This window comes from Brevundimonas sp. DW-iso22 (assembly GCF_058725425.1).
In genome coordinates this window covers 188,466-202,398 of record NZ_JBZXEB010000005.1, presented here as the reverse complement: position 1 = coordinate 202,398, position 13,933 = coordinate 188,466, and the positions used below count along the sequence as shown (strand labels likewise).

Here is a 13,933-nt window from a genome sequence, read left to right as displayed (position 1 = left end):
GTCAGCCTCCCGGAAACAGCCGGGTGAGCAGGATGGAGATCAGCCCCTGGGCCGCCGTATAGCCCAGGAAGAGCCCGATCAGCTGGAAGGTTGAGGGTCGCCCGGCTTCCACATGGCCGCTGATCCAGCGCAGAAGGGCATAAAGCCCCATGATGGCCGAGGTGAAGACGAAGAAGCCCTGCCAGGAGAGGAAGAAGAAGACCGTCGCGCCCTGGCCGGACACCTGGGGCCTGAGATCCGTGGCCATCCATCCGGCCAGATCGATCGTCCAGCCGCCGCCGATCAGGGCGAGGGAGGCCAGCATCAGGCCGGTGGCGATGACCGGACTGCGCGGCCGGTCCAGGGCCAGGGCGGCGTTGGACGCTCGGACCCCGACTATGGCGAGGACGTAGAGGATCGCCGTGATGATCAGCCCTGTGGAGGGGGGCGAGACCCATGCCAGCGGATTGCGGCTCCACAGGAAGACGTAGGAGAAGGCCGTCATGACCAGGATCATTCCGGCGACCACCAGGGTGATGACCATGGCCCACCAGCCGTGGCTGCGCGGCCCGCTCATATAGGTGGGCACCCGGATGCCGGCGCCGATGTCGACCTCGGGCTGGACACGGGGCTGGTCCAGGAACCAGCACCACTGGAAGATGCAGGAGATGGCCAGGACGCCGCAGATGGCCGAGACCCAGTAGGCCTGGATCACGAGCAGAAGGAAGAAGGCCGCGGTGAAGACGGCCGCCCAGACGTGCCAGCCCGACGGCCGGGGCATCCGCTGCAGATACTGCGGTTCGGCGGTCAGGGGGCTGGTGACCAGGGTCTCTCGGTCGCCGGTCGGGGCATCAGGCAGGAAGTAGCGGCCGGCTTCCACGTCGCGGGCGAGATCGGGTTGGTCCCAGAGGGGATAGCGGGTGGTCACGATCGGAATGCTGCGGGTGGAATAGAGGCCTGTCGGCAGCCATTCCAGGCCGCCCGACCCGAAGACGTTTCCGGCGTCCCTGGGGCCGAAGGGGCGGAAGTTTCGGATCATGTCGACGATCCAGACCAGGACCCCGGCTGCGAAGAGGAAGGCCCCGACCGTCGAGATCATGTTGGGGATCTCCCAGCCCCGGTCCGGCAGATAGGTATAGACCCGGCGCGGCATGCCCATGAGGCCGGTGAGGTGCATGGGCAGGAAGGTGACGTGGATGCCCGCAAACATCAGCCAGAAGACCCATCTGCCCAGCCGCTCGCTGAGCGGCCGCCGGGAGGACATCGGGGTCCAGAAATAGAGGGCGGCGAAGAAGGGAAACACCATCCCGCCGATCAGAACGTAGTGAAGGTGGGCGACGATGAAATAGCTGTCGTGCGCCTGCCAGTCGAAGGGCACCATGGCCACCATCACCCCGGTCAGGCCGCCCATGACGAAGACCGTCAGAGAGCCCAGCACGAACAGGCCGGGGGTCGAGAACTGCATGCGACCGGCGGCGATGGTCGCGATCCAGGCGAAGACCTGGATGCCGGCCGGCAGGCTGACGGCCATGGAGGCCGAGGCGAAGAAGCCGATCGAGATCGACGGCATGCCGGTCGTGAACATGTGGTGCGACCAGACGCCGAAGCTGATGAAGCCCGTCGCGATCATGGCCAGCACGACCAGCCGGTATCCGACCAGGGGCGTGCGCGCGACCGCCGCGACCATGGTCGACATGGCGGCCGCAGCAGGCAGGAAGATGATGTAGACCTCCGGGTGGCCGAAGAACCAGAACAGATGCTGCCACAGCATGGGATCGCCGCCCTTCAGAGCATCGAAGAAGGGCCAGCCGAACGCCCGTTCCAGCTCCATCAGGGTGGTGGCCAGGATCACAGAGGGGAAGGCGATGATGATCATGCAGGCGAAGATCAGCATGCCCCAGGCGAAGATCGGCATCTTGTCCAGCGTCATGCCGGGCGCGCGGTTCTTGAGCACCCCGACGATGATCTCGATGGCCCCGGCGATGGCCGAGATCTCGATGAAGCCAATGCCGAGCAGCCAGAAATCGGCATTGATGCCGGGCGAATAGGTCATCGAGGTCAGGGGCGGATACATGAACCAGCCGCCGTTCGGAGCCAGGCCGAAGAAGATCGAGCAGAAGAAGGCCAGGCCACCGATCAGATAGGCCCAGAAGGCATAGGCGCTGAGCCTTGGAAACGGCAGGTCACGCGCGCCCAGCATCTGGGGCAGCAACAGCACGCCCAGTGCCTCCACCGCCGGCACCGCGAACAGGAACATCATGATGGTCCCGTGCATGGTGAACAGCTGGTTGTAGGTTTCCTGTTCCAGGAAGCCGTTCAGCGGCAGGGCCAGCTGGGTCCGCATCAGCAGCGACAGTATGCCCGCCAGCACGAAGAACAGCATGGCTGCGCCGATGTAATAGACACCGACGTAGTTGTTGTTGATGACGGTGATCCACTCCCAGCCCCGGGGACCGCACCAGATCTTCTCCAGCTCTTCCTTTTCCGCCTCGGGCCGCTCGCCCCGGGTCGGAAAGCGCTTGTAAAGGTCGGTGTCGAAGCCGGTCTCGGAAGGGGCCTTTGTCATTCCAGGCTCTCGAGATAGGCGGAGACGTCGCGCAGCTGCTGGCCGGTCAGGACAGGATAGGCCGGCATGCGGTTCCCGGGCTTGATCGCCTGGCTGTCGGAAATCCAGCCGGCCATCGTGCCCTGGTTGTTGGGCAGGATGCCGGCTCCGAGGGTCCGGCGTGAGCCGACATGGCTGAGGTCCGGGCCAGCTTGGCCGTTAGCCTCGGTGCCGTTGATGGAATGACAGGCTCCACACCCGGACGCCTGGAACACCTGCCGGCCGGCAGAGCCGGGCAGGGCCGTGGCTGCGAGCAGGCCCGCGCTGGGCGCGGCCTGACGGGCCCGCCACGCCGCGAACGCCTCGGGCGTATGGGCCACGACGACCAGACCCATCAGGGCATGGGGACCGCCGCAGTATTCAGCGCATTGACCGCCGTAGGCCCCCGGTTCGTCCGCCTGGAGCCTGAGAATGTTCCGGCGTCCGGGGATCATGTCCATCTTTCCACCGAGGCGGGGCACCCAGAAGGAGTGGATGACGTCGGCGGCCTCCAGCTCGAACACCACGGGCTGGCCCACCGGAATGTGGACCTCATTGGCATCCTGGAAGGCCTCGTTTCCGTCAGCGTCAAGATAGGCCACGCGCCACCACCACATCTCCCCGGTGACGCGCACGCGCATCTCGCCAGGTTGCGGCTCTTCGCTGAGCTGCGCCGTCAGGCCGAGACCCCAGACGAGCAGCACCGACAGGACAACGACCGGGAATGCCAGGCCCAGCGTCCACAGCACCTTCTCCCCGCCGATCTTCCTGCGCCACGACCGGGGACCGAAGAGGGCCACGCCCAGGGCGATCATGACGACCAGGAACACGCTCACGGCCATGGCGATCAGGGCCCAGGACAGGGTGTTCACCGGACCGGCGAAGGGTCCGGCGGGATCGAGCGCGGGCGGGGGCCAGCCTTGCAGGCCGTCGATCGGTTCAGTCATGGTCCAGCGTGTACAGATAGGCGGCCACGTCGCGGGCCTCGGCGGAAGTCAGGGGCAGGGCGGGCATTCCGGTCGTCGCACTCATGGACGGGGCATTCCTGACCCAGGTGGCCAGGGTGTCGGGCTGATTGGGGAACCGGCCCGCGATCATCGATCGGTCCGCAAACCCGTCCAGGGAGCCGCCGACGGTGCCCTGGGGCCAGTCCACGCCCGGTATTTGATGGCAGGCCGCACAGCCCGTCCGCTCGATGACCGCAAGACCCGCCCCGGCATCCGCGCCGGTGATGTCGCGGGGCTGCTGGCGTTTGTCGGCGCAGGCGGCGAGCAGCATAAGGGTCGGGACCATCAGCAGGAGGCCGGATGTCGTGCGCCGATGCTCGCCTGTCTGCATGGTTCATGGCCCCCTCCCGTCATTTCACCAATCCCCCTGAAGCGTCGCGGTTCCCGACAGATCGGAACCTGTGCCGTAACCCCGGGTTTCCGAACGATGTCTGGTTTCCGCAGCCGCGCCCTGTCGATCCTCGCAATGGCCCTGGGGCTTGCCGCGATGTCGGCCTGTCAGCGGCCACCGAGCCGGACGGACGCTGCCCTGACCGAGACCGGGGAACTGGTCGCGCTGAGCGGCGGCGCGAGCGGGGCGGCCAATGCCTGTTTCAGCTGTCACGGGCTCCAGGGGCAGGGCGACGGGGTGAGCGTTCCCCGCCTGGCGGGCCTGGACGCCGGATACCTGCAGAAGCAGATGGAGGACTATGCCGCCGATACCCGCCACCATGACGTCATGAGCGCGATCGCGAGGCGTCTGGATGCCGACAGCCGCCGCGACGTGGCCTTCTACTATGCCTCACTGCCTTCGCCGGAGGTGGCCGACAGCCTGTCTGCGGAGCCCGCGGTCTGGCACCGGGGTGACGCTGCACGGGGTGTCCCGGCCTGCTCGAGCTGTCATGGACCTTCGGGCGAAGGGGTCGGGCCTGGCAACCCGGCGGTGTCCGGCCAGCCGGCCGCCTATACGGTCGACCAGCTGATGCGGTGGAAGCGAGCGGAGCGCCGGAACGATCCGCGCAATGTCATGACCCAGGCCGTCGCCGGGCTCAGCGGTCGCGAAATTTCCGCCATAGCCCTCTGGCTCGAGACCCGACCCACGTCTCCATCACCAGCCAGCGACGCTGCCAGCGCGTCCGCCGCCGCGGCAGTTGCGGCAGGACCGGCAGCATCCCGTGGACCACGTCGTCCCGATCGATGAAATGGTGCTTCAGCGCCGCGCCGATGTGCATGGGGATCAGCAGCAGCAGGGTGACGATCAGCCCCCAGTGCATCCATTCCGCCACCGCCTCTACGGCCCATCTCTGGCTGTTGGTCAGTTCCTGCATCGGCATGAGCGGAAACCTGACCAGCCAGAGCAGTTCCGGCTGCTGTTCCCGTGCCGTCGCCGAGATCATGGCCCAGCCCGTGAGCGGCAGTCCCAGCAGGCAGATGTAGAAGATCCAGGCGGTCACATGGGCCACGATACTCTGCCAGCCGGGCTTGTCCGCATCGTTGATCGGTCCGGGTGCCAGCAGTCGCCAGCCCAGTCGCGCCACTGCCAGCACCAGCATCAGCACGCCGATGGCATAGTGCAGGTCATAGGCCGCCACCATGTCTCCGCCGACGCGCAGCCGGTTCATCCACCAGCCCCAGAACAGCTGGAACAGCACCAGGGCCGCCATGGTCCAGTGGAAGACGATACCGACGGGGGAATACCGGCCCTCGTCGGCATGGCCTGCCGCCCATTTGAGGACCCGCTGGATCGGCTTGACGATCACGCCGACTGCGCCCGCAGCCTGTCAGGGCCGATCCAGCGCCCCAGGATGGTCAGGGCGGCGACCAGGTAGACGGCGGCGGCGGGGGCCCACATGATGAGGCCCGCCAGCTGCTGGTCCTCCAGCGGGCTCAGACCCCACGCCGTGGTGGTCAACAGGTGGGGCGCATAGATGGCTGTCGGCATGAAGACCAGAAGGGCCCCCAGCAGGCCCGTCTGGACCATGGTGATGAGCAGGGCGATCACCGCCGCCGGCCCGGAGGACACCCGGACCGACATCCAGAACACCGTGGCCGTGCCCAGCAGGCCCAGCTGCATGGCCCAGTAGGCGGCGTCGTTCGACAGGGCGAGGGCATAGGCGGCAGGGGTGTGCCAGGCCCAGAACATGATGGCGAAGCCGAACACCCCGATCAGCCGCGCGGCACCCTGCCAGTGGCGCAGGTGCGGAAGGGCACAGGCCAGGAGGGGGGCGGCAATGGCGACCAGCAGGACGTGGTGGAGCGTACGGGCCGTGAACAGGGCCGAGCTGAGGGCGCAGAGGGGTGAGACGAACCCCACAATGAGAGCGGCCACGGCCGCAAGCGCGAGGCTACGGCCGCGCGGATCCCGACGTGTCGCCCAGATCAGACCGGCGGTGACGGCGGCCAGTCCGATCAGGAGTGCTGGGTCGAAGTTCCACCGTGTCCAGAAGTCGGACGGGAGCGCACCCGGGCCGCAGTAGGGCTGCCAGATCATCGTGTGCAATCCAGACGGGCTGCGCCCGCAGGGCCGGGTGGAACCCGGGCCAGGACGGCCGTCAGTTCCGGCCCGCCAGAGTTATACCACGGGACGTCTCGGGTATGCCGGACGTCGGTATCACCGGCAGGATGGGTGCAGACCCGCGCCGTCGCAGAGCCTCGAAGCAGGACATGAAGTGGACGGAGCCCTGACCGTGCGTGCAAGGCGTAAGCCGTCATCGGTATCTCCTGTGCCCGCGGCCGGGTGTCCCGCAACCGCACCCCTGACCGGACTTCGAACACTCAAGCGTGACATTGGTTTCCGGGCAGCGGGCCAGCGGGAAGGCACGGGCGCGGTCGGCAGGGTGAACCGGATGCGGGCCTGCGTATTTGAAAGGCATGAGATATCCAGACCTGCTTCCCTCCCTGCTGATCGGTGCTGCAGCCAGTGCGCGCTCGATGTCCCCCATGGCCGCCCTGGCCGGGGCGCATCTGGCCGGGCGCATCACGCCCGGACGGCTTGTCCTGCTGAAACAGCCCCTGTTCACGGCCGGAGCCCTGATGATGGGCGTCGGCGAACTGTTTGGCGACAAGATGAAGACCGCGCCGGACCGGACGGTGGCCCTGGGCCTGATCGCCCGGATCATGAGTGCGGGCATAGCCGGGGCCGCCCTTGCGCCCCGGGGACGCGAGCGAATGGGCGGAGCGGTCGCCGTGGCGACCGCAGTGCCTCTGGCCTACCTGACCCTCGCAGCCCGCAAGAAGGCCATGCGACAGATCGGCCAGACGCGGAGCGGACTGGGCGAGGACCTGCTGGTCGTCTGCAGCGCGCTGGGCGTTGTGATCTGGGCCACACGCCGGCGGTAGCGCAGCGACGCTGTCACCAGAAAACGACAGTTGCGGGTGTGAACTGACGAGGCATCAGTTCACCCTGTGCGGCTGCAGGCCATTTGTTCGTCTACATCGGGATCAGGACGCCGGTATTTCCGCGGACTGCTGATGCTGTATGACGTGCCAGTCGTCATGGGCATTCCGCAGATAGGTGGTCGAGCACCGGGCCCGATAGACTTCGTGGTCCAGACGAGCCTCGACGGCATAGGCGATCACGATGAGACCTTCGTGCGGGCGGCTGACCTGCTGATCGCTGAACGCGACCGTCGACCACCGCGGCGTCGCACTGACGGCATGGATGGCGTCGGCCCCTACCAGCACACTGGCATGGCCAGGCAGGATCACCAGGGCGTCATCGGCGATGATCTCGCGGTAATGCTCGGGGTCGGCGGTCCACAATCCGGTTTCCGAACCCCAGAGGCGGGCATCATCCATGGGTTTCGCCCCTGACCGCAGGATCGGTGTCTACCGCTGCCGCGCCCGGGGTGACGGGCGCGAGCTCTTCGGCCTGGGTCTTCGGCGAGCCGCCGTCCAGATCACGGGTATCGCCCTCGGGCAGTTCGGTGATTGCGAGAATGGCTTCTCCCTCGGCCATCAGGGGGCGCGCGGCGTCCCCGGCCTGCACGCCGGTCGGCGAGGGGACGGTGACCGTGCGGGTGTCGCCGGCGTCGGTCTGTAGAGTGACTTCGTAGGTCTTCTGGCTCATGTCGTTCTCCTTGGAGGGTGAACCGGGGGGCTGCCGTTCCGTTCCGGCGGCCCGCGGGGGCGCGACGCATCACCGCAACTGGCTGTCCTTGCTGCCGCGGCGATTGATGGCGGAGTGGCTGACGCGCGTGTCGCGCCCGGCCTGGCAATGGACACAGGTTGTGGCCCCGGGAAGGGCGCGTCGGCGCGCCAGGGGGATGTCGTCGCCGCACTCGACACAGTCGGGGCGTCCGGGACCGGTCGGAAGCCGGGATCGTGCCGACAGCACGCCATCGACGACCGTGTCCTCGATCTGGTCGAGCACCGCGCCATCTCGCGTCCAGCCTCCAGCCATGTTTTGCTTCCTCTGAAACTCCCGCCTGCAATCCCAACCCGGAGAAGACTCGTGCGTTCCGTCGGCTTGGACAGGATGTGATGTTGCCAATGCGTGCTGGCGACACATACGGCAGACGGGTTGAGGCTGATTGTCGACAGGGCAGCCGTGCGGGCCAAACTATCTTTGTTGCAGCGCTTGAACGGCTTTTGGCCTCGGGGGTTTTGGTCCGCATGCGTGAGTTTCCCCCTGACCCCCTTTCGGACCCGGATATCGAGACCCGGCCCATGACCGCAGTTGGTCACCACGGCTCGGTGGTGGTGTCTTCTGTCGGGGGCAAGGGGGTCTGCATGACGGCCGATGCGGCAGAACAGTCCGGATTGCTGATGATCGATGCGGCCATGAAGGCGCGTGAGCATCCGTTCAGCTAGATCGACCCGGGGCTGCCTCCAATAGAGTGGCGGCGGTATGGCTGTCTGGCGATCAGGCCGGGGGGTGGCTGGAGACGTACCCGAGGGCCAAACGGGCTCAGGGCGGGAGACCCTCTCATGCGTCAGTTGACCGTCGATGCCTTTGCCGACCGGGTCTTCCCCGGAAATCCGCCCTGTGTGGCGGGTCTTCTCACTGATTCTGGCCACTGCAACGCGGGCACGTTGTTCATGGAGACGCCCGGACGTCTGCCCCCTCTTTCCGCTTAGCGAAAGTCCCGGGTCCTGGGCTGGATGACAGTGGTCTTCAGATCAGGAATGAAGATGTCTCGCGCGCGCGGATTGCGGGGCGGACCGCCCCGGGGATCGGGCAGGCTGCCATGGTGGACCTCGTCGCCGCGCCCGTGAGGCAAAGGAAAGGCTTCGCCGCCTTCGCCCACGGTGGCCAGGAGGTCCGAGCCGTCATGCAGCCGGGTGGCCACGATGTGGATGACCTCCCCCTCGCGCTGGACCCGGCCATTGACGATGAGCATGCTGGCCGCCAGGACGACCCGCCGCTGTTCCTCATAGAGACGGGGCCAGATCACCAGATTGGCGACGCCCGTCTCGTCCTCGATGGTGATGAACATCACGCCCTTGGCGCTGCCGGGCTTCTGGCGCACGAGCACCAGGCCCGCGACGCGGGTCAGCCGGCGGTCTCGCATGCCGGTGGCCTCGGCGCAGGTCATGACGTGGCGGTTCTGCAGCTGATCGCGCAGGAAGGTCAGGGGATGGTCGCGCAGGGTCAGCCCCGTATGGGTATAGTCCTCCACGACCTGACGGCCCGGAGCCATGGCCCTCAGGCTCGGGGCCGGTTCGGAAACCTCGGACACAGGCAGGCCGTCGTCGGTGGCCGCCGCGGCGAACAGGGGCAGGGGCTCATCCCGCAGGGCCCTGATCGCCCAGAGCGCCTCTCTCCGCTCCAGTGCAAGGGCGGGGCGGAAGGCGTCGGCCTCGGCCAGCCGCACCAGGTCCTGCACCGGCACCCTGGCCCTGCGCCAGGCCTCGTCGACGGAGGCAAAGGGACGGTCCGAGCGGGCCGCGACCAGACGGGCGGCGGCGGCATTGGCCAGCCCCCTGACCATGCGGAAGCCGAGACGGACGGCGAGACGGTCGCCCCGGGTGTCGGCTTCCAGGGTACAGTCCCAGCGGCTGGCATTGATGCAGACCGGCCGGACCTCGACCCCATGGTCCTGCGCATCGCGTACGATCTGGGCCGGGGCATAGAAGCCCATGGGCTGGGCATTGAGCAGGGCGGCGCAGAAGACGTCGGGGTGATGGCATTTGAGCCAGGAGGAGGCATAGGCGATCAGGGCGAAGGAGGCCGCATGGCTCTCGGGGAACCCATAGGAGCCGAAGCCCTCCAGCTGGCTGAAGGTTTTCTCGGCGAAGTCGGCCGCATAGCCCCGCGCGACCATGCCGCTGATCAGCTTGTCCCTGAAATGGCTGACGCCGCCCGTGACCTTGAAGGTCGCCATGGCGCGCCGCAGCTGGTCGGCTTCCGAGGCTGTGAAGCCGGCACATTCGATGGCCACCCGCATGGCCTGTTCCTGGAACAGCGGCACCCCCAGGGTCTTGCCCAGCACCTTCTCCAGCTCGGGTGTGGGATAGACGACCGGCTCGCGGCCCTCGCGGCGACGCAGATAGGGGGACCATGTCGCCCTGGATCGGTCCGGGGCGGACGATGGCGACCTCGATCACCAGGTCATAGAAGGTCCGGGGCCTGATGCGCGGCAGCATGGCCATCTGGGCCCGGCTCTCGATCTGGAAGGTGCCCAGGGTGTCGGCCCTGCGGATCATGGCATAGGTCTTCGGGTCCTCGGCCGGGATGGTGGCCAGGTCGAGGGTGATGTCCTTGTGACCGGCCAGCAGGTCCAGGCCGCGCTTCATGCAGCTGAGCATGCCCAGGGCCAGGACATCGACCTTCATGAATTTCAGGGCGTCGATATCGTCCTTGTCCCATTCGATGACCTGGCGATCCTTCATGGCCGCCGGCTCTATGGGAACAAGGTCGTCCAGCCGGTCACGGGTCAGGACGAAGCCGCCCGGATGCTGGCTGAGGTGGCGGGGAAAGCCGATCAATTGTCTTGAAAGATCAAGCGCCAGGCGCAGGCGTCTGTCCTCGAGGTTGAGGTTTAGCTCTTCGACATGACTGTCCTGTACGCCCTCGCTGGAATAGCTCCAGACCTGGGAGGAGAGGGTCTTGATCAGGTCTTCGGACAGGCCGAGGGCCTTGCCGACATCACGCAGGGCCCCGCGTGACCGGTAGCGGATGACGGTGGCGCACAGGGCGGCATGGTTGCGGCCATAGGTCTCGAAGATCCACTGGATGACCACCTCGCGCCGCTCGTGCTCGAAGTCGACGTCGATGTCCGGCGGCTCCCGGCGCTCCTGGCTGACGAAGCGCTCGAACAGCAGGTCGTTGCGCTCCGGATCGATGGCAGTGATGCCCAGCACATAGCAGACGGCCGAGTTGGCCGCCGACCCCCGGCCCTGGCAGAGGATGTCCTGGCTGCGGGCGAAGCGCACGATGGAATGGACGGTCAGGAAATAGGGGGCATAGCCGAGCTCCCCGATCAGGCGCAGCTCATGCTCCAGGCTCCTGCGCACCTTGTCCGGCAGACCGTCGGGATAGCGCCTGGCCGCCCCCTCCCAGGTCAGCTGCGCCAGGGTGTCCTGGGGCGATTGGCCTGGAACGCTGACTTCATCGGGATACTGGTAGGACAGTTCGTCCAGGGAGACGCGGCAGCGGTCCGCGATCTCGAGCGTGCGGGCCAGGGCGTCCGGATAGGCTGCGAACAGCCGGTGCATTTCGGCGGCGCGTTTCAGGTGGCGGTCGGCGGAACGCTCCCGCCTGAAGCCCAGGGTATCGAGCGTGCAGCCCTCGCGGATACAGGTGACGACGTCCTGCAGGATCCGCCGGTCCGGGTGGTGGTAGAGGACGTCATTGGTGACCACGGTGGAGACGCCGGTCTGCTCGGCCAGGCGGCTGGGGTCATGGAGCCGCATCTGGTCGCGCGGGCGCCGGCGCAGGGTGAGGCCGAGATGGGCGCGTGGCCCGAAGATCTCCGCCGTCCGCTCCAGCGCCCGGCGGGTGGTGCCGTCGGCCCGGTCCGGAACCAGTACGGCCATCTGGCCCTCGGCATGGCCGGCCACATCCTCCCAGTCGAGGCAGCAGCGGCCCTTGCCGCCGCGGCGCTTGCCGATCGACAGCAGACGGCAGAGGCGGGAATAGGCTGGGCGATCCGTGGGATAGACGAGAAGGTTCGTGCCATCGATCAGCTGAAGCTGGCAGCCGACGATCAGGCGCACCCCGGTGGCACGGGCCGCCTCATGGGCCCGCACGATCCCGGCCAGGCTGTTGCGGTCGGTGATGGCCAGGGCCTCGATCCCGCAGGCGGCCGCCTGGCCGAACAGCTCCTCGCAGCTGCTGGCCCCGCGCAGGAAGGAGAAGTGGGAGGCGCACTGGAGCTCGGCGTATCTCATCCGAACTTGCCATGGATGAACCAGGTCTGGGGACCGGTACGGGCATCCTCGCCATCGCCGGCCCGGAAGAGCCAGAACCGCTCGCCCGCCTCGTCCTCCACCTGGAAATAGTCGCGCACGGCCCAGAGCTCGGCATCGCTGCGCGCCCATTCGCCGTGGATCCGTTCGGGTCCGTCCGCCCGGCGGATGCGCCGCCGCACACCGCGCCAGGTAAAGTGGGTGGGCGGATTGTCGGGCAGCAACGCCAGGGTCTGGACCGGCTCGGGCGGCCGGAACAGTCGGGCGGGTCGGGGCCAGTCCGAGGTCCAGGTCGCTGTGGAGCCCGGGGCGGTCGCGGTATCGGGGGCCATTGGCGCAGTCCTGCGGACCGAGCGTTCGGGGACATCGCTCTCGACGGCGGCCAGCCGATAGAGACGATCCCTGCCGATACGGTTGGCCAGGACATCGATCAGGCCGGAGACGTCCGGCGCTTCCGCCTCCCCGAGCCGGGAGGAGGCCGCCCGCCAGTCCAGCGGGTCCACGATGGAGGCAATCAGTGTCATCCGCTCGATCCCGAAGCCCGGCGCAATGGTCTCGATCTTGTCGCAGAGGAGACGGGTCAGACGGCGACGATCCCGAAGGGGCCGCGCCGTGGCGACCCGGACCGTCTCCAGCCGGTGGTCGATGCGCTGGCAGTGCAGGTCCAGCCGGCGGGCTCCCAGACCGTCGCGCTCAAGGGCCAGGCAGAGGTCGGTCACGAGCTCGGCGACATAGCGGGCAAGGGTCTCGGGCGCGCCTATGGGGTCGGCGAACAGCCGCTCGGCCCGGGGGAGGGTCTGGTCGATCACCGGGGTGATGGGCTCGAAGCTGCGCCCATAGGCCTGGTCGAGACGCCGGCCGAGGTCGGGCCCGAACCTCAGGGTGAGGGGGCCGCGGGGCTGGCGTTCGAGATCGAGGATGGTCTGGAACCCGAGCCGCGACAGCGCCGGCAGGAGGGCGTCCGGCAGGCGCAGGGCCGCCAGGGGAAGGTCGCCGATCGTCCGTCCGATCCCGCCTTCGGCGACGATGGAGAGGTCCGGTGCAAACCGGGCGACGGCATGGGCGGTGCCATAGGTCGGGGCCATGACCGCGCGGGCACGGATGCCGGCCGCGGCCAGCCGGGCCTCGAGGTCCGCGAGGAAACCGGCCTCACCACCCTTGAGGTGGGCCGCACCGGTGGCCTCGATCGCCAGGCCGTCGGGTCCGTCGGCGGCGCAGACCGGCGCATAGTGGCGCTGTGCCCAGTGGGCGAGGCGGTCGAGCGCAGCCGCGTCGCCCGCCGCATCGGCGTCATGGACCTGCAGGCCGGGCACGAGGGCCTGGGCCTGGCTGGCGGCCATGCCGGGGCGCAGGCCCTGGGACCGGGCAAGCGGATTGCAGGCGGTGAGGATGCGGCGTCCCCGATCCCGGCCGACCAGGACGACCGGGGTGTCAGGCGGCGGCGCGGCGGCGTCGAGGTGCCGATACAGCCGGTCGATCGGCCAGTTGGGCAGGTAGAGCGAGACGGCCCTTCTCATCACAGGCTTCCAGGGTGAAATCGGCACAGTCGCCTGCGCGGCAGCGGATCAGTTCGACGAACCATCGCGGGCGTCCGACGCCGGGCGCGGGCAGGGGGGAGGAGGGCTGGGGGCTAACCCGCCAGCGGGTGGTGGCGGCCGTGGGCTGGCCGAAATCCGCCGCATCCGTGGCCCGCCGCCAACGCCTGACCGCCAGGGCCATGACGCCGGAGGTCTCGGCCGCGAGCTGCAGGCGCCGCGAGGCGGTCATCGACAGCCGGGCGACCTCGCCGACCACGGCGCCGATGCCGCCGTGCCGCAGACCCTCCTCGAAACAGGCCAGGAGACTCTTCTCGTCCCCGGCCTCCACATAGAGGACGCGCCCGGGATCCAGTCCGGCCTGCTGCAGGGCCGGGGCGAAGAGATCCGGACGGGTCACGCACCACAGGATCTGGCCGGGCAGGCGAGCGGCGATTCCGGCCACAAAGAGGGTCGCCACCGCCCCGTCCACGGCACCGTCACCCCCTCCGGCCACC

13 protein-coding genes and 2 pseudogenes are annotated in these 13,933 nt (G+C 68.1%); 3 read left to right on the top strand and 12 right to left on the bottom strand.

From position 1 onward, the window contains the following. Position 1: 1 nt before the first annotated feature. From AC4PRM_RS09730 to AC4PRM_RS09720, 3 genes are read right to left on the bottom strand one after another with little or no spacing between them, the layout of a single operon-like run. On the bottom strand, positions 2-2,545 hold the full coding sequence (locus AC4PRM_RS09730) for a cbb3-type cytochrome c oxidase subunit I (protein WP_492039686.1): 2,544 nt from the start codon (positions 2,543-2,545) through the stop codon (positions 2-4). Further along, positions 2,542-3,510, bottom strand: coding sequence for a cytochrome c oxidase subunit II (gene coxB / locus AC4PRM_RS09725; protein WP_492039685.1), 969 nt, complete (start codon positions 3,508-3,510; stop codon positions 2,542-2,544). Before coxB ends, AC4PRM_RS09730 begins: the two co-directional genes overlap by 4 nt. Further along, the gene (locus tag AC4PRM_RS09720) at positions 3,503-3,901 is read right to left on the bottom strand and encodes a c-type cytochrome (protein WP_492039684.1); all 399 of its coding nucleotides are present in this window, start codon (positions 3,899-3,901) and stop codon (positions 3,503-3,505) included. Before AC4PRM_RS09720 ends, coxB begins: the two co-directional genes overlap by 8 nt. Here AC4PRM_RS09720 and AC4PRM_RS09715 point away from each other — a divergent pair. Continuing rightward, positions 3,884-4,261: pseudogene (locus AC4PRM_RS09715) on the top strand (c-type cytochrome); the annotation flags it as partial. The gene AC4PRM_RS09720 and the pseudogene AC4PRM_RS09715 overlap by 18 nt on opposite strands. A 337-nt stretch (positions 4,262-4,598) precedes the next feature. Here the strand turns inward: AC4PRM_RS09715 and AC4PRM_RS09710 are convergent. Both AC4PRM_RS09710 and AC4PRM_RS09705 read right to left on the bottom strand, forming a co-directional pair. Beyond that, positions 4,599-5,309, bottom strand: coding sequence for a cytochrome b (locus tag AC4PRM_RS09710; RefSeq protein ID WP_492039683.1), 711 nt, complete (start codon positions 5,307-5,309; stop codon positions 4,599-4,601). Continuing rightward, positions 5,306-6,040, bottom strand: a complete 735-nt coding sequence (locus tag AC4PRM_RS09705) for a cytochrome c oxidase assembly protein (protein ID WP_492039682.1) — start codon at positions 6,038-6,040, stop codon at positions 5,306-5,308. Before AC4PRM_RS09705 ends, AC4PRM_RS09710 begins: the two co-directional genes overlap by 4 nt. A 380-nt stretch (positions 6,041-6,420) precedes the next feature. Between AC4PRM_RS09705 and AC4PRM_RS09700 the strand changes: the two genes are divergently transcribed. Further along, on the top strand, positions 6,421-6,888 hold the full coding sequence (locus AC4PRM_RS09700) for a hypothetical protein (RefSeq protein ID WP_492039681.1): 468 nt from the start codon (positions 6,421-6,423) through the stop codon (positions 6,886-6,888). 102 nt (positions 6,889-6,990) lie between these two features. On the opposite strand, the gene AC4PRM_RS09695 is transcribed toward AC4PRM_RS09700, so the two are convergent. The 3 genes from AC4PRM_RS09695 to AC4PRM_RS09685 all read right to left on the bottom strand — a co-directional run bounded on the left by AC4PRM_RS09695 (position 6,991) and on the right by AC4PRM_RS09685 (position 7,951). Next, positions 6,991-7,347 (bottom strand): DUF4440 domain-containing protein, encoded by a 357-nt coding sequence (locus AC4PRM_RS09695; RefSeq protein ID WP_492039680.1) that lies wholly within the window; start codon positions 7,345-7,347, stop codon positions 6,991-6,993. Continuing rightward, complete coding sequence (locus AC4PRM_RS09690; protein WP_492039679.1) at positions 7,340-7,618, bottom strand: hypothetical protein; 279 nt, start codon at positions 7,616-7,618, stop codon at positions 7,340-7,342. The genes AC4PRM_RS09695 and AC4PRM_RS09690 overlap by 8 nt, the downstream gene beginning before the upstream one ends. A gap of 69 nt (positions 7,619-7,687) precedes the next feature. Beyond that, positions 7,688-7,951: a DksA/TraR family C4-type zinc finger protein gene (locus AC4PRM_RS09685; RefSeq protein ID WP_373258470.1), complete on the bottom strand. Its 264-nt coding sequence runs from the start codon at positions 7,949-7,951 to the stop codon at positions 7,688-7,690. A gap of 212 nt (positions 7,952-8,163) precedes the next feature. Between AC4PRM_RS09685 and AC4PRM_RS09680 the strand changes: the two genes are divergently transcribed. Continuing rightward, positions 8,164-8,361: a hypothetical protein gene (locus AC4PRM_RS09680; RefSeq protein WP_492039678.1), complete on the top strand. Its 198-nt coding sequence runs from the start codon at positions 8,164-8,166 to the stop codon at positions 8,359-8,361. A gap of 263 nt (positions 8,362-8,624) precedes the next feature. On the opposite strand, the gene AC4PRM_RS09675 is transcribed toward AC4PRM_RS09680, so the two are convergent. The 4 genes and pseudogenes from AC4PRM_RS09675 to AC4PRM_RS09660 all read right to left on the bottom strand — a co-directional run bounded on the left by AC4PRM_RS09675 (position 8,625) and on the right by AC4PRM_RS09660 (position 13,932). After that, the gene (locus tag AC4PRM_RS09675) at positions 8,625-8,987 is read right to left on the bottom strand and encodes an OB-fold nucleic acid binding domain-containing protein (protein WP_492039824.1); all 363 of its coding nucleotides are present in this window, start codon (positions 8,985-8,987) and stop codon (positions 8,625-8,627) included. Positions 8,988-9,368: 381 nt separating this feature from the next. Further along, positions 9,369-11,883, bottom strand: a pseudogene (locus AC4PRM_RS09670) (error-prone DNA polymerase); the annotation flags it as partial. Then, complete coding sequence (locus AC4PRM_RS09665; protein ID WP_492039677.1) at positions 11,880-13,418, bottom strand: Y-family DNA polymerase; 1,539 nt, start codon at positions 13,416-13,418, stop codon at positions 11,880-11,882. The pseudogene AC4PRM_RS09670 and the gene AC4PRM_RS09665, both read right to left, overlap by 4 nt. Continuing rightward, positions 13,333-13,932: an ImuA family protein gene (locus AC4PRM_RS09660; RefSeq protein ID WP_492039676.1), complete on the bottom strand. Its 600-nt coding sequence runs from the start codon at positions 13,930-13,932 to the stop codon at positions 13,333-13,335. Before AC4PRM_RS09660 ends, AC4PRM_RS09665 begins: the two co-directional genes overlap by 86 nt. Position 13,933 lies beyond the last annotated feature (1 nt).